This window comes from Sphingorhabdus sp. 109, from assembly GCF_902506555.1.
Taxonomy (GTDB): domain Bacteria; phylum Pseudomonadota; class Alphaproteobacteria; order Sphingomonadales; family Sphingomonadaceae; genus Parasphingorhabdus.
Window position 1 is genome coordinate 1 of the sequence record NZ_LR732707.1, and the last position, 22914, is coordinate 22914.

The window sequence follows — 22914 nt, forward strand, 5'->3', positions numbered from 1 at the left end:
GTCCACGCCGATTGTCGAACGGGCGGGGCCGGGCGGGATGGGGCGCTATTTGCATCGCCGGGCCATCACCGGAACGGTGCCGGATCGGGTGGCGTGGAAACGTTCGAAATATATGGGAGAACGCCAGGCTCCCCATATTCACGATACCAGCGATATTGTCGAGAATATGAAGCGGGTCGATGCCGATCTGCATCCGATGCTGGCGGATATGATCGATCACGAGAAATGGCGGACAAAGATCGAGCGGATCGAGTCAGGCGGTTGTAATGAAATGGAAGGCATCCAGGTCAGGCGGCAGACAAACTCCCTGAAATGGCTAAACATCTGGCTGCACGGTCTATCGGTTGCCTAGCGGATGGGCAAAACTGTGCGGCGTGCTTCGCCGGGAACTGTGGCGGCGCAATATACCGCACGGGATGATCAGCTGGCGCTATCTGTTTGCAAGCAGCCCGCAATTGGCAGCGCACAGGGAAATATTCTGGACGGCATTGCCGGGTCTGCCAAAACCACTCTATCTGATTCTGGAAATAATATTGTGGCTGAAATGGGCCACTTTGTGCGGCTGGTTGGCGCTGTTCCGGGTGCTGCGCCGATATGGTGGCCTGGTTCGGGACGAACGCGGTATTCCGGTATACCGTCAGTTTTTCCGGCTCGTCCGTCTCAGCATCGGAGCCTGCATGCCGCCCGCCGATGTTTATCGCTTCGGGCTTGTCGAACACCCCGGAGGCTTGTGGAATTATGTCAGCGATCGCCATATCGCCGCTTTTCACCGGTGGCGGAACAGTCGCCAGCCGATATCGTCGCACGAATATTCGCGGCTGGGAAACAAGGCTGTCACGACGGGCATCCTGCTGTCACGCGGGATACCGATGGCGCCGATCCTGGCGACCGCTTCGAGCACCGCAAGCTTGGATTTTCTCGATGCCTTGAATACGCATCGCCACCTGTTCTGCAAAAGCAGGTCGGGCAATCGCGGTCTCGGGGCTTTTGAATGTTGGCAAACCGAGCAGACGATTGAAGGCCGGATGTTCGAGGGAGAGGCGCTGCCGGACCAGCAATCGGTAATAGCGGCGTGGGAATCCTTGCTGGAACGCGATCATGCTCTGGTGCAGCCGGCGCTGCAAAATCATCCGCAGCTTGCCCCGCTGGTGCCGGACGGGCGTGCAATCACCGTCCGCTGCATCACCTTTCGAGACGGACGGGATATCGCGATTTTGTGCGCGTCACTGGAAATCCCGGCCGAGCGCCGGCCGTCGGATCGCCCCGATACCTATGTCATCTTGCCCGTCGACGCCGACAGCGGACTGGTGCAGCCGCTGGCTGGAAATTTACCGTTGCCGGAGCCAGTGCGGCAGAGTCAGCGGGATATGCTGAAAGCTATCGGTGGCCCGCGGCCGCTGCCTGATTGGCAAGCTTTGATTGGCCACAGTCTGTCGGCCCATGGCGCTTTTCCCGAGTTCTGGGCGATCGCGTGGGACTGGGTGCTGACCCCTGACGGGCCAATATTGCTCGAGGGGAATACTGGCTTCGGCGGCAGTCTGCCGCAATCATTGACCGGCGGGTTTCTGGCGCAGCTCTAGGCGGATGGATCGCCGGACCGCGCGACCCTATGCCCGGAGTTATTGCGGGACACCGCTCTGATCAAGATAGTTGAACCGCCGCATCACCGGTCCGTGGTCGGCGATAATCCTGGCGATCTGTTCCTCGTTCAGTTCGTTGCGCCAGCCGCCGGCCTTGCCTTGCCTGAAGAAGGAAGGAGTATTGGCCGGCTTTTCCTTGAACCCGTCTGTTTTCTCCTGTTCCTGCAAGCGATCGAAACGGCTGAAATGAAGAGCTTTTTCGACCCGCGGGCGGTCATGCGGCAATTCCAGAAAGCGTGCTGCCCGGGTGAAGGTGGCCAGGCTGTCGCCGAGCATGTCTTCATAGCGCAGAATCTCCAGATTGAGCCCGGGGGCGTCGACCCAGCTGAGCACATGGTCGGACCAGCTGAGCAATTTCTGCCGGACCTGATTGTTCAGCTTTCTTTCCGATTTGACAAAGCTCATGTCCGGCGAAGCCATCCGTTCGATCGCCTTGTCGACGCTGCACTGTAAATGATTGGCAAAGGACGAGGCCAGATCAAGCGGATTGCGGACAAAATAGACCGCGCCGCGGGTCGCCTTGCTGCTGACCAAAGGCTCTCCCGAGGGCAGGAACGTATAGGCATCGTGGATCTTGTGATATTCCAGATCGGGTGACTGCAGGCTCCATTCATATACAGCAGGCCGCAAGGCATCGATATCGTCGTGCCGCAGGTCGGCCGTATCAAAGCCGAGAACTTCGTCCAGCCAGCTGCGGCCGCTGGCAATCGACCCGGTATGCAGTTCGTTGATGTCGACCGGCGCATCGCCATCTTGTTGCAGGTTCTGCAGAAACGCACGGAACCATGTGTTGCCGGATTTGGGATAGGAGGACAGCCAGTATATCGCGCCCACGTTCAGACGCTTTCGGACAGGTCAGCCAGAATATGATCGACCAGCTGATCGATTTCAAAACCCTGGCGCGGGCGCAAGATCCGGGTAATCGCCGTTTGCCCGGCGAGTTTCCCGCAAAGCTTAAGATGATCCGACCGCAAATCCATGCTGTCGAGAAATTTCTGGCGGTACGTGTTTGCGTGCAGCGCCGGGAATTTTTGCAAGCCCTTAATGGGGGTGGAGGAAAACCCCTTTTCGTCATCGCTGCGCAAAATATAGATATGCTTTACGGGCAGCGGCTTGGGCACAAATTTTTCGGTAATCGGTAGATTGAATTTTTCCATATCCGGACGGATCCGGCTGAGGGACGTCGTGTCGATTTCCAGCTTGTCGGCCGCATCCTGCCACAGCTTGATCCGGGGAAAGCCGGGGATGGCATGACAGTCATTGCCGATTGGAACCACATCATCGGCAAGCAGGTTATAGCCCCGCTGCATGAATGCGGCAGCGAGCGTAGATTTTCCCGCGCCCGAATGGCCGACACAGATGATGCAGCCGTCGCCAATCTGTACGGCATTGCCGTGCAGAACCAGATAGCCCCGCTGGAATAGAAGCGCGCCCAGCGCCGAGCCGAGCATGAATACCCGAACGCTGTCCTCATCAATCCCCGGTGCCGGATCGTAAAGAATGGTATTACCATTGCTGACCAGAAAACGGGCCACATCCGGAATGTGCAATTGCAGGGCAGTGGGGGAAACCCACAAGAAGGGACCGACCTGTTCGGCGCCGTCCAGTCCATCCGGATCGACTGCGCCTTGCGCGATGCGGACATCAATCGCTGTCGGCCGATCGGGCAAGGCGACCATTTCGGATAAGGGCATTTCGCTATCGATCGCGAGATTGTAGCAATTGTAGAAATAGTTCATCTATGTCTGTATCTTTATGTAATTGGGGGTAAAAAGACGGTTCGCTGATCCTCAAGTCCCTAACGGTTTGGCGCGAGCAATCAAGTTTGTACATCTTCATCCGCACGATTTCGAAAGAGGAGCTTCAGAGAATCCCGGTCGATCTCGCGTCGAGGAGGGAGACATGGCAGAATATGTGCAGACATTTCCTGCATTTACGGGCCGGCAGGCCGATCGCAAAGTCTCTCGTTTGAGAAGTCCGGGTTCGCGACATTTTCTGCTCCCGGTTCATGACCAGTAAATTAATGAGAATCACTTGCAATAGCAATAGGAAGCTGTAATTGGCCTTTTGTCGATGCGAATGATTCGCATGAGACATAACAGCTGGCGAAAGTGGTCAAGAGACTTATGGGACATGTTCTGAAATCCGTTGCAATTGCAGTGTTGCTGGCACCGGCGGCAGCTGCTGCCGCTTCCCCCTCGACAATCCCTGTCGAACTGAGCGTAGGCGGCATGTTCGCTCAGGCGGACTGGATCGTGAAGCTCGTTATCATCGGCCTGATCATCGCCTCGCTGGTCAGCTGGACGATATTCATTGCCAAGCTTTCGGAATTGCGCAAGGCAATGGCTGCGGAAAGGGTCGTGCACAGGCAGGTCGCAAGCTTGCGTTCGCTGGAAGACGCCAACAGCGATCCGGCACTGTCCCAAACGGTTCTGGTTCAGGAAGCGGCAACCGAACTCGCCCTGTCTGCCGATGCCTTGCAGGACGGCGACGGTGTCAAAGAGCGTATTGTCTCCCGCTTCGAGCGCTATGAAGCGGCTCTGTCCCGGAAGATGACACGTGGCGTCAATATTCTGGCAACCATCGGCGCGACGGCTCCCTTTGTCGGACTGTTCGGCACGGTCTGGGGCATCATGAACAGCTTCATCGGCATCGCCGAGAAGCAGACCACCAATCTCGCGGTAGTGGCGCCCGGCATTGCAGAAGCCTTGCTTGCGACGGCGCTCGGTCTCGTTGCCGCCATTCCTGCCGTTGTCATGTACAATCATTTCTCCCGCCAGATCTCTGCCTATCGCGCGCTTGTTTCGGACACGGCCGCTGCCATTTTGCGGCTGGTATCGCGCGATCTCAGCCGCGGTACGGTGAAGATCAAGAAGGATTGATGCGATGTCGATCCGGCTTAACGACAATAGCGATGACCTCCCGGTAAATCACGACATCAACGTCACGCCGTTCATCGACGTGATGCTGGTATTGCTGATCATCTTCATGGTGGCTGCGCCGCTGGCGACGGTCGACGTGAAGGTCGATCTGCCGGTCTCAACCGCCAATGCGGCGCCCAAGCCCGACAAGCCGGTTTTTCTCTCGATCCAGGCCGATGGCAATCTTCTGGTCAATGAAACACCGGTTTCCGAAGCCGGTCTGGGGGCGGCAATCGAAACCGCCACCCGGTCCGACAGAGAGCAACGCATTTTTCTGCGCGCTGACAAGAGCATCACCTATGACACGATCATGGGCGCGATGAATTCCTTGCGTTCTGCTGGTTATCTGCACGTTGCTCTGGTGGGCGCAGAATCGGGTTCGGGCAAATGACGATGGTGACGCTCAGTACAGACGAAAAACGTCGTTGGGTGGTCGCCGCTGCCATGGCTGTGGCCGCTCATGCCTTTCTCGGGTTGGCGGCCATGGCGTGGAAGGCTCCGCACGACCGCCCCATCCCTGAACCGGTGGTCCTCGTGGAGCTTCCCCCTGCGAGTGCGAGCGAGGCCATGTCTGAGCCGACGCCCGCATCGCAGCCGGAATATATCCCGCCGCAGCAGGCCCTGCCGTTCGAGGTCCCGCCGGCGCGCGCACCGTTGCCGGATGACGCGGTCCTGTTGCCACCCGAGCCAAAGCAGAGCCCGACCCCCGTCAGGCCGGTCCAGCAGGCCGCCATCACCCCGGTTGCAGTCGCGACGCCCGCCCGAAGCGAGGCGCCACCGGTTGCCGCAGCCAGATCCGCTCCCAGCGACAGCGTCGGCAACAGCCCGAAGGCCAGGAAAGAGCGGGCCAATTATTATGCAATGGTCAGCGCGCATCTGAACCAGCGCAAGCAATATCCCACCGAAGCCCGCAAGGCCCGGCAGCAAGGCGTGGTCAAGGTCCGCTTCACGGTCGATCGCACCGGCAATATTTTCAATGTGTCGATCACCGGATCCAGCGGCCATGATATTCTGGATCAGGCCACTCTGGCGCTTATGCAGCGCGTCGCGCCTTTGCCGGCAATGCCCGAATCCATGCAGCGGGACAAAGTGACGATCTCGCTGCCGATTGATTATTCCCTCCGAACTCGTTGAAATAAAGGAAGATTCACGATGAACAAAGACATGTCCCAAATGCAGAGGCCGACAAGCCTGCGGCGCTCGAGCTTCAGCAAGCGCAGTGCGGTTGTTGCGCTTGGCTTGACCACGGCGCTGTCGACCGCGCCGGCCCTGGCGCAGGATGCCGAACCGGAAGAAGTGGAGCTGGAAACGCTCCAGATCGAGGATAATGCCGCTGACGTGAATCCCTACACCCAGAAGGGTGCCCCCTATAAAGCACGCGTCTCGGGCGATCTGCGCCGGGTGAAGCCGCTGTCGGAAACGCCGGCAACGATCACCGTGCTTACCGAAAGCCAGCTCGACGAGCAGGGCGCGACCAATTTGCGCGATATTCTCGATAACCAGCCCGGTGTCACCGTCGGTACCGGTGAAAACGGCAATGCCTTTGGCGACCGTTACATCATCCGCGGTCACGAAGCGCGCAGCGACGTTTTTGTCGACGGTTTGCGCGACCCCGGCATGACGACCCGCGAAACCTTTGCGGTCGAGCAGATTGAAATCACCAAGGGCCCAAGTTCTTCCTTCGCCGGTCGCGGCTCGACCGGCGGCGCGGTGAACTCGATCACCAAGCAGGCCAGCACCGACTATAATTTCAACCGCATCGACCTGGGTATCGGCACCGACGATTTCTATCGTGTCACCCTCGACAGCAACTGGGCGCTGAGCGACGATATCGCGCTGCGAGCCAATCTGCTGTACGGCTATGACGAGGCGCCGAACCGCAATTTCTCCGATCGCGAGCGCATCGGTGCGGCAATTTCGGGTAGCTTCCGGCTGAACGATACGGTGCGGGTGCTGCTCGACTATTATCATCTGGAAGCCGACGATACGCCGGACCTGGGCGGTTATGTGCCGCGGCCGACCGGCACCGGTCCGGACGATGTAACCGTATATGGTCCGTGGGACGATGTGCCGAATTACACCCAGACCGGAGACTTTCTCAACACGAACGTCGACACGTTCACCGGCCGTATCTTCATTACGCCGTTCGAGGGTTTCACGATCGTCAATTCCACTCGCTATGGCGAAACGTCCAACGGCTATGTGCTGACCGGGCTGCGAGGCGGAGCCTATGACGCCGATACCGACACATTCGCGCCGGTTACGCTGAGCACCCACCAGGGCAATCAGGAGGTCGAATATTTTGTCAACCAGCTCAACATTCTTGGCGAGTTTGAAACCGGCTCGATCGCGCACAGTCTGGTTGCCGGTGTCGAATATTCCGATCTCAAGGTCGCCAATGGCACCTATGACCTGACCAATAACGGAGCGACCAATTGTGTCACATCCGGACGCGGCGGATTGAGCCCATCCTATTGCATCACCGATGAAAACCGGGAGCTGATCGTCAGCGATATCCACAATATCGTGCAACGCGATATCGCTTTCGGTTCCGTCGACAGCAACTGGCAGGTGGAAACAATGTCCGTCTATCTGATGGATACGGTCGACATCAATCCGTGGCTGTCCGTTCATGGCGGTGTTCGGGTCGATGCGTTTGACTATAACAATGACGTGGTTAGCCAAGGCACCGAAACCGGCTATCGCTATCACGACACATTGTGGAACGGCCATGCCGGTATTGGTGTGAAGCCGATGGAAGAAGTCTACGTCTATTTCAACTGGGGGACGGCCAAGAATATCAATGGCGGTGAATCCGATCTGGGCGGAAACTGCGGCTATGGCGGAATCTGCGTCGATGACGGAACGGGCATTGGTGACGGACGTCCGGAAAGCTCGACCAGCTATGAACTGGGTGTGAAAGCGGATCTGTTCGACGATCATCTGATGCTCACCGCTGCGGCCTTCCAGATCACCAAGAGCGATGTGTTTGAATCGGCCGGCGACGATTATGCAGCGGGCGGAAGCCTGAATACCGGCGAGAACCGCGTACGTGGTATCGAACTGGGGCTGGTCGGTAATATTACGCCGAAACTGTCCGGTCAGGCGTCGGTAACCTTCATGGACTCGGAAATTACGGACTCGAATGACGCCGACAAGATCGGTCGCCGCCTGAGCAATTTTGCCAACACCCAGGCCTCGGCACAGCTCCGCTATCAGGCGACAGAGGCCTTCGCCTTCGGCGGGACGGCAACCTACAAGGGGGAAATGTTTACCGGTCAGCCGGATGATGCGGCAAGCTATGACAGCACGCTGGAAGTCTATACCTACCGCGTTCCGGATTACTGGACCTTCGATGCGTTCGCCAGCTACAAGGTGAACGAAAATCTGTCGGCCCGGGTCAATATGACCAACCTCACTAACAAGGATTATTATCTTGCCGGTTATCGCAGCGGTCACTTCCTCTACAAGGGAGATGAACGGCGCGCGACGCTAACGCTTACCGGACGTTTCTGATAGGAGAAAAGGGGGGCGGCGATTCGTCGCCCCCCTTTCAATCTAACTCACGGCTGGCCCCATGCTCACAATCATCGAAAATATTCTGGACGAAAAGCAGGTCCGGGATTTCCGACAGAAGCTGGAGGCTGCGGAGTGGATCGACGGTGCCGATTCAGCCGGTACGCGCTCGGTCAAGGTGAAGCAGAACCTGCAACTGCCTCGCCAGAATCCGCTGTCGGTCGAACTGGGCAATGTGATCTTGCGCAAGCTTGGCAACGATCCCCTGTTCATCTCCGCCGCTCTGGCCGAGAAAATCTGGCCGCCGATTTTCAATCTTTATCAGGATGGCGGCCATTACGGCACGCATAGCGACGCCGCTTTGATGCGCCTTCCCGAAGCCAATATGACCATTCGCAGCGATCTGTCTGCCACCATTTTCCTCTCCGACCCGGATGAATATGACGGCGGCGAACTGGTGATAGAACAGCAATATGGTGCGCAGCCGGTCAAGCTGGCGGCGGGCGAGATGGTGTTATATCCCTCCTCCAGTCTGCATCAGGTGATGCCGGTTACCCGGGGCAGACGGATTTGCGCGATCACCTGGATGCAGAGCGCGGTGGCCGATGTCTCGGCGCGGGAGCTGCTGTTCGACCTCGACCAGTCGATCCAGGCGCTGACCCCAGATCGGCCGCATGACGATCCGGAAATCAACCGTCTGATCCACGTCTATCACAATCTGTTGCGGCGCTGGGCCGCAGTATGAAAAATCATGTGATCAAGGGCCTGTTTTGGCTGTTGCTGTCGTTTCCCGCGATTCTGATGGTCCGCTCGTTTTTGCAGGACGATGTGCTGGCGATGGACATGCTGCACCCCAGCGGCGAAACGGCGGTGCGACTGATGATCCTGGCCATGTTGCCGGGGCCTTTGTCAGAATTTTTCGGTCTCAACCGCTTTTTCAAAGGCTGGCTGAAGATCCGGCGCAACCTCGGCGTGGCTGCCTTTGGCTATGCCATGCTCCATCTGATATTCTACATATTCGACATGAACAGCGTTGTTGCGATGCTGGAAGAATTCACGATTCCGGGTATCTGGATGGGTTGGCTGTCGTTGCTGCTGATGCTCCTGCCGGCGCTGATCAGTTTCGATTTTGCGATGCGCCGGTTGGGGCGGAGCTGGAAAAATATCCAGCGGCTGGTCTATCCTGCGCTGATTATCGGCCTGGTTCACTGGATTCTGCTCGACTGGGCGTGGCAGCCAGCAATGGTTCATCTCGCACCGCTCATGATAGTCTGGATTTTACGCTATATTGGCCGGAGACGCCGACACCGCACGCAACGGAGCATGACATGAAAAAAATTTCTCGCAAATATACCGCCGCAGCAGCAGTGATTGCCACCATGATGCTGGCGCAACCGGCCTATGCGGATGGCGATATCAAATGCGATTCCGGCCCGACCAAGGACTGGAAGTCGATCAAGAAGCTGAAGAAAAAAGCCTGGATGGAAGGTTGGGAATTGCTCAAGACGCAGGTCGAGGGTGACTGCTATGAAGTCTATGCCCGGACCGATAGCGGACAGGCCATCGAAGCTTTTTTCCATCCGGTAACGCTCAAGAAGCTGGTCGTGTTCCGGCGCGGCACCGAAATCTATCGCGCGCCGGGTTTCAAGGGCTAGGGTGCAACAGGCGCGGGCCGATCGCGCCCGCTATATTTCTAGCGAAGTTCGACCGCTCGCCCGTAAGCGGCCTCAAGCGTCTCGCGGATCAGCGCGGAAAATTCGTTCTGGCCGTTTAGCGCGTTAAGCCCGGCGGCCGTGGTGCCACCCTTGCTGGTGACATTGTTGCGCAATTGCTCGAGCGACAGGTCGGAGTCCAGGGCCAGTTCCAGCGTCCCGCGGACCGTCCCCAGCACCAGATTTCTGGCATCTTCTCCACTGAAACCCAGCTGTTCGGCGGCGTCGACATAGGCGCGCAAAATCTCGAACACATAGCCGGGACCGCTCCCGGCCACCGCGGTCAGGCGATCCAGCATATCCTCGCTGTCGACCCAGACGATATCGCCGGAACATGAGGCAAGCTGCTCGATCTGGCTGGATGCCGCTTCCGGTACGGAGCCATGGGCATAGAGGCCGCTGACACCTTTTCCGATGACGGCGGGCAGGTTCGGCATGATCCGGACAACCGAACGCCCCGGTGCATGGGCGGCCAGCTTCGCCGCCGAATATCCCGCGGCGATCGAGCTGATCGTGCCTGACGGTTTCAGCCTTGGCAAATAATCGGGCAGCACGTCGTCGATCAGCTGCGGTTTCAGTGCAACGATGAGATAGTCAAAATGCTGTTCGCCCAATTCGGCCACCGAACCGACCAGCGTCACGTCGTCCGGCAGATCGGGACCGGCCGGATCGGCCACGGTAAAGTCATGATCTGTGTTGGCGGCCCATGCCTTGAGCAGCGCACCGCCCATGTTTCCGCATCCTAGGAGCAATATTTTTGTCAATTCAATCTCTTGTTTTCAGGTGTCTGGGGGGTCTGCGATATGCTTAGTATTCAAATTAGATATGTCAACAAATGCTTATATTATGGGGATTCCATGCAAATTTAAATATTTTGATCACTAAATTATTGCACTGGTCAGCTTCAATCCCTACTTCCATCGCTGAGTAATAAGGGCATCACGTTACATGGTTCAAGGCAAAACAATCGTAGTGAAAATCGGCTCCAGTCTGCTTGCCAATGAGCAGAGGCTCACGCCGCGCTGGGCTGTCATGCACAATCTGCTCGAGGATATCGCCCGGCTGCGGGAAGGTGGCGCGAAAGTCATATTATGTTCGTCCGGATCCGTGGCGCTGGGCATGAACATGATCGGCGAGCGGCCGGAGACGGCCGGTCTGCGCGACAAGCAGGCGGCAGCAGCCTGTGGCATGCCGCTATTGCTCAATGCCTACAAGCAGGTGGCCCACGAATATAGCTTCGAAATAGCGCAGGTACTGGTGACCTTGCGCGATCTGGAAGACCGCAAGCGGTTCCTGAACACCAAGAATACGGTCGACCGGCTGCTGGATGCCGACATCATGCCGATCATCAACGAGAATGACACGATCACCACGGAAGAAATCCGTGTTGGCGACAATGACCGCCTGTCAGCGAAAATCGCACAAATGCTGCAGGCGGACGAACTGATCATTCTGACACAGGTTGACGGTCTGTACGACAAGGACCCTTCGGAACCGGGCGCCCGACTGGTTGAGGAGGTCGCCGATGTTTCGCCCTATCTGGCGGTGACAGAAGGCGTCAGCAGCCTCGGCAGCGGTGGCATGCTGACCAAGATACAGGCGGCCCATATGGCGCAAAATGCCGGTTGCGACACACGTATTGCCCATGGGGAACACGAACATCCGGTAACTTCGGTTCTGAAAGACGAGAGAAAGCATACGCGTATTCTGGCCAACGAGCGGCCCGAGTCCGCTTGGGCAAACTGGCTGTCCGACCGTCTGCAAATGGCGGGCAGTATTGTGGTCAACGAAGCGACAGCGGAAGCGTTCAAATCCGGACGACGGAATATCGGACGGGAGGATGTCCTGTCCATTCACGGCCCTTATGTCAAAGGCGATGTCATCCATATCTACGGGGAGTCCGGTGACGAGCTGGCCCGTGGCCTGACAAATTTCTCGTCCGACGAAACCATGGCCCTGGCACGCAATCCGGCTTTGTCAGCCATGCAGCTGCTGGGTTATAAAACCCTGGGTACGCTGATCACCGACAAGAATATGGTTGTGCTGGATGATCGCCATCTGACGTGGGACCTGCCGGCAGATGAAGTCATGACCGACGTCATCCCGCAGAGCTAGATTTCGCCAATCTCGAGGATCGGGGCGGATTCAATCTGGTTCGCGTCCATCATTACAGCGATGCGCTGAACCGAGGAGATCAGCAGATTCTGCTCCCACGGTTCCAGTTTCGACAGAGCCACCAGGAAATCTTCCTGCAGCAATTCCGGCGCGTTTTCGATGCATGTGCGGCCCTTGTCGGTCAGTACGATTTCTACCGAGCGCCGGTCGTCTTCGCTGCGTTCGCGGATGACCATCCCGGATTTCTCCAGCCGGTCGACGATCGACGTCACCGTGGCATGCGACAGGTGCACCGATTTGGCGATGACCGACGGTTTTGCACGCCCGTCCTTTTCCAGCGCCTTTAACAGCAGAAGCTGAGGCGTTGTCTGGCCGGTTTCCCGCTCCAGTTTCTTGGACTGCAAGTCGATTGCCCGGTTGATCTGCCGCAAGGCGACCAGAAGTGCGTTTGAATTGGACATGGGAGGTCTGATACAGATTTTTCCGGCAATCGCCCAGCATATTGAAAATTTCCTGACCGGCCCGCAAGCGGAACGGTCATTGCCAGACGGAAAGGAACCGCGCCTTGTCGTCGACCAGGTCGGCGAGGGTGAAGCCGTCGAGATGCCGAAGAAAGGCCTCGATGCCGTCGGCTAGTATGTGGCGCAGGCCGCAGACAGGTGTGACCACGCAGTCGCCGTCCCCTGCATCAAAGCATTGCACGAAGGCACCATGGTCCTCGAACGTGCGAACGACATGGCCGACATTGATGCGCTCGGCCGGCTGGTGGAGCAACAGGCCGCCGTTCCGCCCCTTCACGCTGTCGATGAAGCCTTCTGCCGCCAGCCGCTGCGCCACTTTCATCAGATGGTTTTTCGAAATTCCATATCGCCGGGCGATTTCGGCGATCGAATGGTGGCCTTCGTGCGCCGCCAGATACATCAATGTGCGCAGCGCATAGTCGGTTTGAACGGACAATCTCATAAAAGATGTATATCATATATTGCATTTAAATGCCAAGGGGGGGTAAACGGTGCATATGGAATGCATCTTAAGAAAGTCGAAACGATGACCGAAGCCAGCTATGCGGAACGCGCGAGAGCGAAGAAAATGGCCCAGGCCCATGCGCTGGAAATTGACGACGCGCTGATCTCCGATCTGGTGGAGACATTCTATCGCGCGATCCGCGATGATGCGCTGCTCGGTCCGATATTTGAAGCCCATGTTACGGACTGGCCGCCGCATCTCGCCAGGATGGAGGATTTCTGGGCATCGGTCACGCTGGAGTCGGGCCGGTTTCGCGGCAATCCCATGCTCAAGCATATTGCAATTGGTGGCCTTGATGACCGGCATTTCAACCGCTGGCTGGTGCTGTGGAACAGGACGCTGGACAGCATCGCGCCGAATGATGCGGCCGCTCAGGTCTTTCGCGAAGCGGCGGAACGGATCGCGGGCAGCCTGCTCACCGGGATCAAGGTTCAGCGGGACGGCCTGGCGGGCGTTTCGCGAGCGAAGGAGAAGCAATCATGCTGATGGATTTTGAAAGCGCAACCGGACAGGCGGGCAGCGCGGAAATCAACGCGGGCATAGAGACGTCGTCCCTACCGGTTTTGCCAACGGTCTTCGCCGGCGCCCTTGCCGTCATCCGGGGGCTGGCCTGATGGACGGCGGACCGGCGGCCGCGGTCCCTTATGGCGCTTCTCCGATATTCGACGAGAATAGCCTGCCGGACAAGCTGCGCAACGAGCATAGCACCAAGCAGGGGACATGGGGCCTGTTGCGGGTGCTGGAAGGGGCGGTCGAACTGGTTTTCGTCGATCCGCCCTCGCGGCACGTGGTTACCGTCGACAAGCCCGCACCGATCCCGCCTGGAGAGCCGCATTTTGTCCGGCTGTCCGGGCCGGTGAAAATGCAGGTGGAATTCTACCGGGAACATCCCTTGCCCGAGCGAAACCGGTCCGTGCGATAATCAGCCGCCGGCCTCGGCGTCGGCGCGCTTGACCTGCTTGTGGTCGTCCTCGATCAGGCCGCGCTTCCAGTAGCTTGAAATATAGAGGCGGTCCGGCCCAAACCCCTGCTCGACGCGCAGAAATTGACGCAGCAGCTTCATCGCCTCGAATTCGCAGGCAACCCAGGCGTAGGCCAGCTCCTCCACCGCCGGCAATTGCCGCGCGGCATCGGCTAGCAGCGCGGGATGCGCGCCCAGTTCGGCGTCGACCAGCCAGTGGACCGTCACGCCGTCAGGCTTGGCCAGAGTCTGCTTGTCTTCTTCGTCGCGGACAAGCAGGATTGCATCTCCGGTCGCATCGGCGGGCAGACCTTCCAGATTCACCGATATGGCTGGCAGCGCCGTCATGTCGCCGACCAGCAGAAACGGTCCGCGCCCTGTCGGCAACGGCTTGGCATCGCCGGGACCGCCAAGTCTGATCAGGTCGCCCGCCTGCGCCTCGAGGGCCCAGCTTGTCGCAGGCCCGGAATCCCCATCCGGTCCGTGCAGGGCAAAATCGATCGCTATTCCTGTTTCCGATTGGCTGCGGATGCTATAAGTCCGCATCAGGGGGCGGCCGCCGCCGGCGTCGGGCAGCATCAGCTTGACATAGCCGCCGCTCCGCTCGGCCGGAAATCCGGCCAGCCCGTCGCCGCCCAGTATCACCCGGTGCATATTGGGGGTGAGGCGCATGCTGTCGATTACCTTCAATATTCTCGGTTCGGGTCGTGCCATATTGTCATGTTCCGTTGCTTCTCTGGGGGGGGGGTATATTTTGGTTCACCGGGAAAGGCGGCATCGGGGAAGGGGCCGGTACCCGTTACGCCATTGGCCGTTTCTCCCGCAAAACGCCCGGCATCGCGCCGCTACCGTCAGGTCGGAGCAGCGGTCGAAAACAGACCGTTCCAATATTCTATCGCGCGTCGCTTGCCCTTATATTCCAATATGGTCAGGGCAGGGATCAGCAATTGCAGGATGATCGCGCCAAACAATACGCCGAAGCCCAGGCTGGCCGACATCGGGATCAGGAACTGCGCTTGCAGGCTGGTCTCGAAGGTGATCGGAGCAACGCCGAGAAAGGTGGTCAGCGATGTCAGCATGATCGGCCGGAAGCGCGATTTGGCGCCGGCGAGTATGGCGTCTTCAATCGCCATGCCGTCGCGCAGATTTTCGTTGATAAAGTCGATCAGAATCAGAGAGCCGTTGACGATCACGCCCGAGAGGGCGATCATGCCAAACATGCTCAGCACGCCGATCGGCAGGCCGAGAAGCAGGTGCCCGATCAGTGCGCCGATGATACCGAAAGGGATCACCGTCATGATGATCAGCGGCTGCACATAAGATCGGAACGGTATCGCGAGCAGCGCATAGATCATCAGCAAAGCAGCGGCGAAAGCGATCCCGAGATCGCCGAAGCTATCGGCCTGTTCCTGCTGTTCGCCGCCAAAGCTGTAGAGCAGCTGCGGATAATCCGCCTGCAACGCGGGCATGATTTCGTCGGTCAGCGCCTCGGCGATTTCCTGACTGGTGACGATATTGGTGTCGATATCGGCGGTCACAGTGGTGATCCGTCTGCCGTCGGTCCGACGGATGATGGCGGGAGCCTGACCAAAAGATACGTCGGCCAATGTGGCGAGCGGAACTTCGCCGCCCGGAACGCGCACGCGAAAGCGTTCGACGTCGATGATGGAATTGCGCTCTTCTTCCGGCAGACGGATATAGACACGCATATCTTCCTGGCCCCGCTGTACGCGCAGCGCTTCGCTTCCGAAGAAAGCGGCGCGGACCTGAAGCGCGACGTCCTGCAGGGTGACGCCGAGAGACCTGGCTTCCGGTTTCAGCCGAAGCTGGATTTCTTTCAGGCCCTGATCCTGGTCGCTCTCGATATCGAACACGCCGGCGAAGCGGTTCAGTCTCGCCATGAGTTTGATCGACGCGGCTTCCACCACCGCCGGATCGGGATCGGACAGTTGCACGTCCACCGGTGCGCCGATCGATATCAGGTCGGAAGCGAAAACCAGCGAGCGCGCTTCGTCAATTGGTCCGACATTCTCGCGCCAGGCATTTTCAAAATCCCGCGATGCCAGAGAGCGCTGGTCACCGGGAATGAAGCTGAACTGGATGCTGGCAATATTGGTGGCAAAACTGCCCTCCTGGGCATTGGGGCCCGTGCCGCGCGGCTCCTGCCCGACCAGCGTGAATATGCCGCGCAACGGGGACGGTTCATCCTCTTTCTTTTCCTTTTCGAACCGGGCGTAGGTTTCGCGTCCCTTCTCCTCGATAAACCGCGCCATTTTTTCGGTCTCGGCTATCGTCGTACCGGTCGGCATTTCGAGACTGGCCGTGACGACATCGGCCTCGATTGCGGGAAAGAAGGAGTTTTTGATGATACCGGCCGGGACCAGCGATCCAACCAGGATCAGCAGGGCGACGCTGCCGGCCAAAATGATGAACGGCATGCGCACCGCATAGCGCACAGCCCGGTCGAGCGGTCCGTCAACAAACCGCTGATATTGCACGTCGACGCTGGCCTGCACCCGTTCGAAAAACCGAGTGACGGGATTGCGCGTCGGCGCTCCGGGAGGCGGCAAATGGCTGAGGTGATTGGGCAGGATCAGCAGGCTTTCAACCAGCGAGAGAAAAAGAACCGAGACCACAACAAGAGGGATGTCGGCCAATATCTTGCCCATGATGCCACCGACCGCAAACAGCGGTGAAAAGGCAGCGACCGTTGTCAGCACAGCGAAGATTACCGGCATGGTGACCCGTCGCGCACCGGTTACCGCCGCGCCCATTCCGGTGCGCCCTGCTTCCCGGCGGGCATAGACGCTCTCGCCAACGACAATGGCATCGTCAACCACCAGCCCTAGGGCAAGGATGAAGCCGAACAGGGAGAACATGTTGATGCTCGATCCGGCCAGATCGAGCAGGAAGATCGCACCGACAAATGTTACGCCTATGCCGAGCGCCGTCCAGGCCGCGAGCCGGATGTCGAGGAACAACGTGAGTGCGATCAGCACCAGAAACAGGCCAATAGCCGCATTTTCCAGCAGCAGGGTCAGCCGGTCATTCAGCAGTTCGCTATCGTCGCTCCAGATCGCGTAGGAAATGCCCTCGGGCAGCGAATGGGCAAAGGGGCCCTCAAGATATTCCCGAGTGGCACGGGAGACATCAAGGACGCGCTCGTCACTGGTGCGGAACACCTCGACGAAGGCAACAGGTTTGCCGTTGTACAGGGAGATAAGGGCAGAATCCTCGAATTCGTCGCGAATATTGGCAATCTGTCCGAGCCGGACCATCGCGCCATTTTCATTGCTGACCAGCACGATATCCTCGAAATTCTGCTGGTTGTAATTCTGTCCGATGGTGCGCACGCGCACTTCTTCACTGTCGGTGTCGATCGAGCCGGCGGGGCTGTCCAGGCTACTGGCGGCAACGGTGCGCGAGATGTCATTGAGCGAGAGGCCAAAGGCCTGCAGCGTGTCCTGGGGCACTTCGATCGACACTTCGTAATCGCGGATGGAGCTGGTGTCGACGAAGGAGATTTCCGGCAGTGCGGCGAGAGAGTCCTCGAGCCGGTAGGCGGTTTCCTTCAGCGCGCTTTCCGACACGTCACCGAAAATGGCGATGCGCACGACGCTCTGCCGCGTGGTCAATTCGCGAACGCTGGGTTCTTCGGCATCGTCGGGGAAAGACTGGATCTGATCAATTTCGGCTTTGATGTCATCAAGCGCCCGGTCGATATCCGTGCCCAGTTCCAGTTCGATCGAAACCGTTCCGATATTTTCGGCCGCACTGGATTTGATCTCTTTGACATTTTCAACTGCTTCGACCGCTTCCTCGATTTTCTGGACAATCGACTCCTCGACCTCGTCGGGCGTGGCACCGGGATAGGCCACGCTGACCTGAATCGTGTCGAGGCTGTTCTCCGCAAACACCTCCTGGACGATCGTACGGTAGGAGGCGATGCCGGCCACGAACAGAAATATCATCAGCAGATTGGCCGCAACGCCGTTGCGCGCCATGAACGCGACAACGCCGCCTTGCTGCAAGACTTCCTTGCTCGGCTGTTCCGTCTGCGGCAGATCCGGGCTGGATGGTTCTGTCATTTAACCGCTTCGGCCTTCGGTTTCGCTGCGGTGGCGGTTGTCTGCGCAGCGGCAATCCTGACGCGCAGGCCTTCCGTCGCAACCTTCAGATTGCCGGTTACGGCAACCGGATCGGGACCCAGACCACGCGTGCTGATCAGCGCGCTTGTTTCGGTTCGCTGATAGATTTCCACCGTGACGATATGCAATTTTCCGTCCCGCACCAGCCAGACCTGGTTGTCCGCTTGCAGGGCGGCCAGCGGCAGCACGGCATATTCTTCCAGCGCCCGGCCGTTGATTTCTGTTTCGACAAAACTGCCGACGAACAGTGGCGGTGCGGAAGATGCCGTGGCCGACTTCCCGCTATTTTCCGCAACAGCCGCCGGTGCGCCGCCCCGCAACGGGTTGGGAATGCGCAAATAGACGTCGATCGTACGGGTCTGCGGATTGAGCACGCCGTTGACACGGTCGACATAGGCGGGCCAACGATAGCGGATCCCGCCATAGTCGGAATATATCGAGGCCTGGATCCGGTTTCCGGAACCTGCACGGAACAATTGCGGAATGAGCGCTGCATCCTGTTCGGAAAGCGGGATCACCGCTTCATAATCGGCGGTTCCTACCAGTGATCCCAGCGCCTGGCCGGGCTGTACATAGCTGCCCACCGCGATGTCCTCGGTGCGGACGATGCCGGAAAATGGCGCGCGCACCACGGTGCGGCGCAGGGCTGTCTGCGCATTGGCCAAATTGGCCTGTGCCCTTCGCAAACCGGCCCGCGCGGACTGTAGTTGCGGCTCTCTTGTCGCCAAACTGTTGGTAGCAATATTCTGGCGGGCCGGCGGTCCGTCATCAGCCGCTTTTTGCGCCAGTGCATCCGGGGGAAGAATTCTGGCTGCATAGTCGCTTTTGTCGACGCTGGCATAAGCATTGCCGCCACTGACAGCGCGCCGCTGGAAACGGTCGAGCTCGGCTTTGGCGAGTGCGACTTCCTCTTGCGCCTGCAGGACGGAGATGCCTTGGGATGCAACATCGGCCTGCGCGGTCTGCACCGCGTTGCGGTAGTCCGATGTATCGATGCGAAACAGCACCGCGCCGCGGGCGATGCGCTGGCCTTCCCGCAGGTCAGGATTGACATAGACCAGCTTGCCGGCGACCTCAGAGGCCAGAGTCAGCTCTTCCCGGGCACGGACGGTACCCGCGCCCCTGACCATCAGATTACCCGAACGGATTTCCAGCTTTTCGGCCTGTACCAGCGGAACGAGATCCTCCGGCGGCTTTTCTGCCGGTTCGGAACGGAGCAGGATCAGGACCGCGGCGATCAGAATCGCTCCGAGCAGGATCAGGCCGCCGACTACGCGTTGCCTTTGCACTTAATTTTCTCCCTCAATGGCTGGAGGTTCGGCCATGATATCCGGTGCCGGCGGTGTATCGTCCCAGCTGCCGCCTAGCGCCCGGTGTATGCCAAGCCGCGCCAGTGCCACGTCACGCGCTGCGGACGAAAGCGATGATTCCACCTGAAATTGCGCCCGCAACGCATCGAGATAGTCGACATAGCTGCCGACACCGGTGGCAAAGCGGCGGGATTGCAGAGCGGCAGCGGCCTCGGTCTCGTCGCGTTGCGAGAACAGGAAACGGTAACGCTGCCGTTCTTCCTCATAACGTTCGATCGCTGTGGTAACTTCCTGATAGGCGGTCAGAACCGTGCGGGCATAAACCGCTGTCTGCTGCGCATATTCTGCATCTGCTATCTCGATATTGGCCCGTATCCGCCCACCCTGGAACAGCGGAGCGGTCAGGCCGGCCCCGAGATTCAGTACCCATTTGTCGAATATGTCGAGCACCCCAGGTGGCGATCCGGCCTGGCTGCCGGTGCCGGCGGAAAGGCTGATCGCGGGAAAAAGTTCCGCCCGCCGCGCGCCCAGATTATACCGCGCTGCCTCGAGCCGCTGGCTCTCTGCAAAAACATCCGGCCGCTGGGCCAGCAGGTCGATTGGCAGGCCTGCGGGGACCGGATCGAAAGCCAGTTTGGGAGTCAGATTCCGGCCGATGAGGTCATCCATATCATTGGAATACCGGCCGACCAACACAGCCAGCTGTCCCTCGGTCGCGGCCAGCTGGCTTTCCCGCTGCGGCAGACCGGCCTGCACATTGCGGAAGTCCTGTCGCACCTGATAGAGTTCGAAGGAGGTGATCAGGCCGCGGCTGTAGCGGTTTTCGCTCTGTTCGACCCGGTCGCCGAGTACATCGATAATCCGGGTGGTCAGCGCAATCTGGTGGCGCGCGTCGACAATGTCAAAATAGCTGGTAATGACTTCCGCCATGACCGCCAGACGCGCGGCCTGCAAATCGGCGGCCGAGGCGATGGCATCGGCGCGGCCAGCCCGCGCATCATTGCGCAGTTTGCCCCAAATATCCAGTTCATAGGAAAAGGCGAGGCTGGATGAATAGGTTTCGCTCTGCAGCCGCGCGCCGCCGGCGATCGCGCTAAAGCTGGTGCCGGCCGTCGGCGAATCCGAATAGCTGCTGTCCAGTCCGGCACTGATCTGCGGGAACAGGCCGCTTTTCGAGATACGCGCCCGCGCTTCGGCGGCGCGCAATCTGGCCGATGCTTCCGCCAGATCGAGATTCCTGCTCAGCGCTTGGTCCAGCAGATTGTCGAGTACCGGATCCTCGAAGGAAGCCCACCAGCGGGCGGACTCATAGGGGGTGCCGGATTCGCTCTGGTCAAAAGCTACAGGCATGGCGGCGTTGATGGCGGGCGCCGTCGATTCGGGGGCCATGCTTACGCAGCCGTTGGTCGCGAAAAGCATCGCAACCAGCATGAATCGGGAATTGGTGAATCGATTCTTCAAGGAGACATCCGGGGTTTGACCAGCTTGGACTTTACCAAGCCTCGATAATATGTCATCAAAGAAAATGAACGTCAACGTTTAATTTGAACGCTATCGTTCATTATATTGGTCGCGTCGAATATGGAAGGAAACGGCCGTGGAAAGCACGGATATTGTAAAAGAGCGCGCGGATCGGCCCTCAAGCCAGCGTAAAATTGCCAAGATCCTCGCTGCTGCGCGCACGGAATTTTTTGCCAACGGCTTTTCCGGAGCGAGCATCGAATCGATTGCAGCGCTCGCCGAAGTTTCGAAAGTGACCGTTTACAACTGGTTCAGCACCAAGGAAAATCTGTTTGCAGAAGTGGTAAAGGCGGAATGTCGCCATATGAGTGAGAGTCTGGTCGGCGAGAATTCGAAGACCCGCAGCCTGCGCGAAACCCTGATTGCTGTGGCCGAGCGCATGTTGGATTCGCTGACGAAAGAGGAGAAGGTTCGCTTCGACCGTGTTCTGGCTGCAGAAGTTGACCGGGACCCCAGAATTGGCCAGTTTTTTCTCGACAACGGTCCCCGCACGATATTGCAAAATATCGTCAATCTGCTCAAAATTTCGCAGAAAAAAGGCGAAATCCAGAGCAACGACCTGACCTCCTCGGCGGAAATGTTCGTCAGCCTGGTGATGGGGCGGATCGATCTGTTTCTCCGCTATGGCGAGAATATCAAGCTGACCGCAGCGCAAAAACGGGAAAGGGCCAGAAAAGCCGTCGATGCCTGGATGCAAATCCACCAGATATAAAGAGTTCCCGCGCCTTATTCGCGAACCGCTCGTAGCGCCGCTCCGGCGGCAAGCGGTGTGATCGCGACCAGCAATAACGAGATAGCGGACAAAAACAGCAAAGCGCTGGTGCCTTGTGCGGAAAGACTGCCCGCACCGAAGATCAGCAGCGGAATTGCCAGCGGTACCAGCAGCAGCCCACCCAGCGCGCCCGCGCCTTTCAGCCCGGCGGTCAGCGCAGCGATCATCACGGCCAGACCGGCAAGAGCCGGTGTCGCAATTGCGAGGCTCGCCAGCAATGTACCGAGAGCGGGCCCCTCCAGCCCCATCAATCCGCTGGCCAGAAAAGCGGCGAGCAGCAGCGGTGGGCCGAAAGCCAGCCAGTGCGAGATCAGCCGCGCGGCAGCGATCATCTCGTCGGACAGGCCGCGTACAATCATTTGGTCATAGACGCCATTTTCCAGATCGGGCTGGATCAGCCGGTCGAGCGGTAACAGGGTAGCCAGCAAGGCGGCGATCCACAATATCCCGCCGCCGGTCTGCAGCAGCAATGCGCGGTCCGGGCCGACGGCGAAGGGAAATAGCGTCGCGGCCGAGAGATAGAATATCACCGGCAGCCAGGTCCCGCCGCTGGCGTAGCTCTGCCGGACATCGCGCCAAATGATCGAGGCGATGCTGCCGGTCACGAATATGCCTCCAGTTCTTCCAGTGGCTCGAGCGCCAGCGTGCAATCGAAGGCAATCGGCAAAGGGATATGGCTGGCCGCGAGAATGATCCCATCATGGTCAAGATGGCTTTGCAGCACCCGTCCGAGCTGCTCTACCGAAGCGGTATCGAGTCCATTGGCCGGTTCGTCGAGCAGCCATAGTTTCGCATCCGCCAGATAGGTGCGCGCCAGCCGCGCTCTCTGCCTCTGTCCGGTGGAAAAATAGCGCACCGGCACTTCCGCCAGATGGCTTAGGCCTGCGCGCTCCATCGCCCCTGCCGTAGCTGCCCTGTCCTTACCGTCCAGTTTCGCCCAGAAGCCAAGCGCCTGCTCGAGCGGCAAATGTTCATCCAGCGCCAGCCGGTCGTCGCACAGGGCTTTGGTCTCCGGCGCATTGCAGATTCCTGCCACTGGCTCTAGCAGCCCGGCGAGCAGTCGCAACAGGCTCGATTTGCCGACACCATTGGGGCCGGTCAGCAATCCTGCCTGGCCCGGTTCCAGCGTGAAATTCAGATTGCGAAACAATGTGCGCTCGCCGCGCACACAGTCGAGGGACTCGGCGACCAGACGATTATTGCTTCCGGTTGACTGGCTCTTGCTCATTGCACAGACTTAAGACATGAATTGGTAAGAAAGCCAAGCAAGGA

At 58.9% G+C, this 22914-nt stretch carries 25 protein-coding genes; 14 read left to right on the plus strand and 11 right to left on the minus strand.

Annotation, left to right across the window (positions count from 1 at the left end; translation table 11 throughout):
• A partial coding sequence (locus BOSE62_RS00005) for a hypothetical protein (RefSeq protein ID WP_201295619.1) occupies nucleotides 1-352 on the plus strand: 352 nt, incomplete at its 5' end.
• The gene (locus tag BOSE62_RS00010; RefSeq protein WP_159640050.1) at nucleotides 345-1580 is read left to right on the plus strand and encodes a hypothetical protein; all 1236 of its coding nucleotides are present in this window, start codon (nucleotides 345-347) and stop codon (nucleotides 1578-1580) included. The genes BOSE62_RS00005 and BOSE62_RS00010, both read left to right, overlap by 8 nt.
• Nucleotides 1581-1619: 39 nt before the next feature.
• On the opposite strand, the gene BOSE62_RS00015 is transcribed toward BOSE62_RS00010, so the two are convergent.
• Nucleotides 1620-2474 carry a sulfotransferase domain-containing protein gene (locus BOSE62_RS00015; RefSeq protein ID WP_201295620.1) on the minus strand — a complete coding sequence of 285 codons (855 nt, stop codon included), beginning with the start codon at nucleotides 2472-2474 and terminating at the stop codon, nucleotides 1620-1622.
• Nucleotides 2475-2476: 2 nt separating this feature from the next.
• Entirely contained in the window at nucleotides 2477-3379 is a 903-nt protein-coding gene (locus BOSE62_RS00020; protein ID WP_159640053.1) for a hypothetical protein, read from the minus strand.
• Nucleotides 3380-3766: 387 nt separating this feature from the next.
• On the opposite strand from BOSE62_RS00020, the gene exbB reads away from it, so the two are divergent.
• From exbB to BOSE62_RS00055, 7 genes are all read left to right on the plus strand, one after another.
• Nucleotides 3767-4522, plus strand: coding sequence for a tonB-system energizer ExbB (gene exbB / locus BOSE62_RS00025; protein ID WP_159640056.1), 756 nt, complete (start codon nucleotides 3767-3769; stop codon nucleotides 4520-4522).
• Between the two features lie 4 nt (nucleotides 4523-4526).
• The gene (gene exbD / locus BOSE62_RS00030; protein WP_159640059.1) at nucleotides 4527-4952 is read left to right on the plus strand and encodes a TonB system transport protein ExbD; all 426 of its coding nucleotides are present in this window, start codon (nucleotides 4527-4529) and stop codon (nucleotides 4950-4952) included.
• On the plus strand, nucleotides 4949-5695 hold the full coding sequence (locus BOSE62_RS00035) for an energy transducer TonB (RefSeq protein WP_236553735.1): 747 nt from the start codon (nucleotides 4949-4951) through the stop codon (nucleotides 5693-5695). The genes exbD and BOSE62_RS00035 overlap by 4 nt, the downstream gene beginning before the upstream one ends.
• A gap of 18 nt (nucleotides 5696-5713) precedes the next feature.
• The gene (locus BOSE62_RS00040; protein ID WP_159640065.1) at nucleotides 5714-8077 is read left to right on the plus strand and encodes a TonB-dependent receptor; all 2364 of its coding nucleotides are present in this window, start codon (nucleotides 5714-5716) and stop codon (nucleotides 8075-8077) included.
• 61 nt (nucleotides 8078-8138) lie between these two features.
• Entirely contained in the window at nucleotides 8139-8822 is a 684-nt protein-coding gene (locus tag BOSE62_RS00045) for a Fe2+-dependent dioxygenase (RefSeq protein ID WP_159640068.1), read from the plus strand.
• Nucleotides 8819-9409, plus strand: a complete 591-nt coding sequence (locus BOSE62_RS00050) for a ferric reductase-like transmembrane domain-containing protein (protein ID WP_159640071.1) — start codon at nucleotides 8819-8821, stop codon at nucleotides 9407-9409. The genes BOSE62_RS00045 and BOSE62_RS00050 overlap by 4 nt, the downstream gene beginning before the upstream one ends.
• Nucleotides 9406-9732, plus strand: a complete 327-nt coding sequence (locus tag BOSE62_RS00055) for a PepSY domain-containing protein (protein WP_159640074.1) — start codon at nucleotides 9406-9408, stop codon at nucleotides 9730-9732. Before BOSE62_RS00050 ends, BOSE62_RS00055 begins: the two co-directional genes overlap by 4 nt.
• Before the next feature lie 38 nt (nucleotides 9733-9770).
• Here BOSE62_RS00055 and BOSE62_RS00060 read toward each other — a convergent pair whose 3' ends face one another.
• Entirely contained in the window at nucleotides 9771-10553 is a 783-nt protein-coding gene (locus tag BOSE62_RS00060; RefSeq protein WP_328799748.1) for a pyrroline-5-carboxylate reductase family protein, read from the minus strand.
• Nucleotides 10554-10737: 184 nt separating this feature from the next.
• Here BOSE62_RS00060 and proB point away from each other — a divergent pair, with 184 nt between their 5' ends.
• Nucleotides 10738-11904, plus strand: a complete 1167-nt coding sequence (gene proB / locus BOSE62_RS00065; RefSeq protein ID WP_159640080.1) for a glutamate 5-kinase — start codon at nucleotides 10738-10740, stop codon at nucleotides 11902-11904.
• Here the strand turns inward: proB and BOSE62_RS00070 are convergent.
• Both BOSE62_RS00070 and BOSE62_RS00075 read right to left on the minus strand, forming a co-directional pair.
• The gene (locus BOSE62_RS00070) at nucleotides 11901-12365 is read right to left on the minus strand and encodes a MarR family winged helix-turn-helix transcriptional regulator (protein ID WP_159640083.1); all 465 of its coding nucleotides are present in this window, start codon (nucleotides 12363-12365) and stop codon (nucleotides 11901-11903) included. The two genes, proB and BOSE62_RS00070, sit on opposite strands and share 4 nt — an antisense overlap.
• A gap of 76 nt (nucleotides 12366-12441) precedes the next feature.
• Nucleotides 12442-12867: an RrF2 family transcriptional regulator gene (locus BOSE62_RS00075; RefSeq protein WP_159640086.1), complete on the minus strand. Its 426-nt coding sequence runs from the start codon at nucleotides 12865-12867 to the stop codon at nucleotides 12442-12444.
• Nucleotides 12868-12927: 60 nt separating this feature from the next.
• Between BOSE62_RS00075 and BOSE62_RS00080 the strand changes: the two genes are divergently transcribed.
• The 3 genes from BOSE62_RS00080 to BOSE62_RS00085 are packed head-to-tail and all read left to right on the plus strand — an operon-like array spanning nucleotide 12928 to nucleotide 13852.
• A complete protein-coding gene (locus BOSE62_RS00080; protein WP_328799749.1) occupies nucleotides 12928-13416 on the plus strand; it encodes a group III truncated hemoglobin in 489 nt (162 codons plus the stop codon).
• Nucleotides 13410-13544: a hypothetical protein gene (locus BOSE62_RS17460; RefSeq protein ID WP_268893889.1), complete on the plus strand. Its 135-nt coding sequence runs from the start codon at nucleotides 13410-13412 to the stop codon at nucleotides 13542-13544. The genes BOSE62_RS00080 and BOSE62_RS17460 overlap by 7 nt, the downstream gene beginning before the upstream one ends.
• Nucleotides 13544-13852, plus strand: coding sequence for a DUF1971 domain-containing protein (locus tag BOSE62_RS00085; RefSeq protein WP_159640089.1), 309 nt, complete (start codon nucleotides 13544-13546; stop codon nucleotides 13850-13852). Before BOSE62_RS17460 ends, BOSE62_RS00085 begins: the two co-directional genes overlap by 1 nt.
• On the opposite strand, the gene BOSE62_RS00090 is transcribed toward BOSE62_RS00085, so the two are convergent.
• The 4 genes from BOSE62_RS00090 to BOSE62_RS00105 all read right to left on the minus strand — a co-directional run bounded on the left by BOSE62_RS00090 (nucleotide 13853) and on the right by BOSE62_RS00105 (nucleotide 20810).
• Nucleotides 13853-14605 (minus strand): siderophore-interacting protein, encoded by a 753-nt coding sequence (locus BOSE62_RS00090; protein WP_159640092.1) that lies wholly within the window; start codon nucleotides 14603-14605, stop codon nucleotides 13853-13855.
• A 137-nt stretch (nucleotides 14606-14742) separates the two neighbouring features.
• Nucleotides 14743-17979: an efflux RND transporter permease subunit gene (locus BOSE62_RS00095; protein WP_159640095.1), complete on the minus strand. Its 3237-nt coding sequence runs from the start codon at nucleotides 17977-17979 to the stop codon at nucleotides 14743-14745.
• A complete protein-coding gene (locus BOSE62_RS00100) occupies nucleotides 17976-19328 on the minus strand; it encodes an efflux RND transporter periplasmic adaptor subunit (RefSeq protein WP_159640098.1) in 1353 nt (450 codons plus the stop codon). The genes BOSE62_RS00095 and BOSE62_RS00100 overlap by 4 nt, the downstream gene beginning before the upstream one ends.
• Nucleotides 19329-20810 (minus strand): TolC family protein, encoded by a 1482-nt coding sequence (locus tag BOSE62_RS00105; RefSeq protein WP_236553737.1) that lies wholly within the window; start codon nucleotides 20808-20810, stop codon nucleotides 19329-19331. It lies immediately after the preceding gene.
• Between the two features lie 136 nt (nucleotides 20811-20946).
• Between BOSE62_RS00105 and BOSE62_RS00110 the strand changes: the two genes are divergently transcribed.
• The gene (locus BOSE62_RS00110) at nucleotides 20947-21582 is read left to right on the plus strand and encodes a TetR/AcrR family transcriptional regulator (protein WP_159640101.1); all 636 of its coding nucleotides are present in this window, start codon (nucleotides 20947-20949) and stop codon (nucleotides 21580-21582) included.
• Nucleotides 21583-21596: 14 nt separating this feature from the next.
• On the opposite strand, the gene BOSE62_RS00115 is transcribed toward BOSE62_RS00110, so the two are convergent.
• Both BOSE62_RS00115 and ccmA read right to left on the minus strand, forming a co-directional pair.
• Nucleotides 21597-22247 (minus strand): heme exporter protein CcmB, encoded by a 651-nt coding sequence (locus BOSE62_RS00115; protein ID WP_159640104.1) that lies wholly within the window; start codon nucleotides 22245-22247, stop codon nucleotides 21597-21599.
• Nucleotides 22244-22870, minus strand: a complete 627-nt coding sequence (gene ccmA, locus BOSE62_RS00120; RefSeq protein WP_159640107.1) for a heme ABC exporter ATP-binding protein CcmA — start codon at nucleotides 22868-22870, stop codon at nucleotides 22244-22246. The genes BOSE62_RS00115 and ccmA overlap by 4 nt, the downstream gene beginning before the upstream one ends.
• Nucleotides 22871-22914 lie beyond the last annotated feature (44 nt).

Excerpts from the sequence above, each read along its gene's own strand:
- BOSE62_RS00020 (WP_159640053.1), bottom strand. The coding sequence starts at position 3,379 with ATGAACTATTTCTACAATTGCTACAATCTCGCGATCGATAGCGAAATG.
- exbB (WP_159640056.1), top strand. The coding sequence starts at position 3,767 with ATGGGACATGTTCTGAAATCCGTTGCAATTGCAGTGTTGCTGGCACCG.
- exbD (WP_159640059.1), top strand. The coding sequence starts at position 4,527 with ATGTCGATCCGGCTTAACGACAATAGCGATGACCTCCCGGTAAATCAC.
- BOSE62_RS00035 (WP_236553735.1), top strand. The coding sequence starts at position 4,949 with ATGACGATGGTGACGCTCAGTACAGACGAAAAACGTCGTTGGGTGGTC.
- BOSE62_RS00040 (WP_159640065.1), top strand. The coding sequence starts at position 5,714 with ATGAACAAAGACATGTCCCAAATGCAGAGGCCGACAAGCCTGCGGCGC.
- BOSE62_RS00045 (WP_159640068.1), top strand. The coding sequence starts at position 8,139 with ATGCTCACAATCATCGAAAATATTCTGGACGAAAAGCAGGTCCGGGAT.
- BOSE62_RS00050 (WP_159640071.1), top strand. The coding sequence starts at position 8,819 with ATGAAAAATCATGTGATCAAGGGCCTGTTTTGGCTGTTGCTGTCGTTT.
- BOSE62_RS00055 (WP_159640074.1), top strand. The coding sequence starts at position 9,406 with ATGAAAAAAATTTCTCGCAAATATACCGCCGCAGCAGCAGTGATTGCC.
- proB (WP_159640080.1), top strand. The coding sequence starts at position 10,738 with ATGGTTCAAGGCAAAACAATCGTAGTGAAAATCGGCTCCAGTCTGCTT.
- BOSE62_RS00070 (WP_159640083.1), bottom strand. The coding sequence starts at position 12,365 with ATGTCCAATTCAAACGCACTTCTGGTCGCCTTGCGGCAGATCAACCGG.
- BOSE62_RS00075 (WP_159640086.1), bottom strand. The coding sequence starts at position 12,867 with ATGAGATTGTCCGTTCAAACCGACTATGCGCTGCGCACATTGATGTAT.
- BOSE62_RS00080 (WP_328799749.1), top strand. The coding sequence starts at position 12,928 with ATGCATCTTAAGAAAGTCGAAACGATGACCGAAGCCAGCTATGCGGAA.
- BOSE62_RS17460 (WP_268893889.1), top strand. The coding sequence starts at position 13,410 with ATGCTGATGGATTTTGAAAGCGCAACCGGACAGGCGGGCAGCGCGGAA.
- BOSE62_RS00085 (WP_159640089.1), top strand. The coding sequence starts at position 13,544 with ATGGACGGCGGACCGGCGGCCGCGGTCCCTTATGGCGCTTCTCCGATA.
- BOSE62_RS00090 (WP_159640092.1), bottom strand. The coding sequence starts at position 14,605 with ATGGCACGACCCGAACCGAGAATATTGAAGGTAATCGACAGCATGCGC.
- BOSE62_RS00095 (WP_159640095.1), bottom strand. The coding sequence starts at position 17,979 with ATGACAGAACCATCCAGCCCGGATCTGCCGCAGACGGAACAGCCGAGC.
- ccmA (WP_159640107.1), bottom strand. The coding sequence starts at position 22,870 with ATGAGCAAGAGCCAGTCAACCGGAAGCAATAATCGTCTGGTCGCCGAG.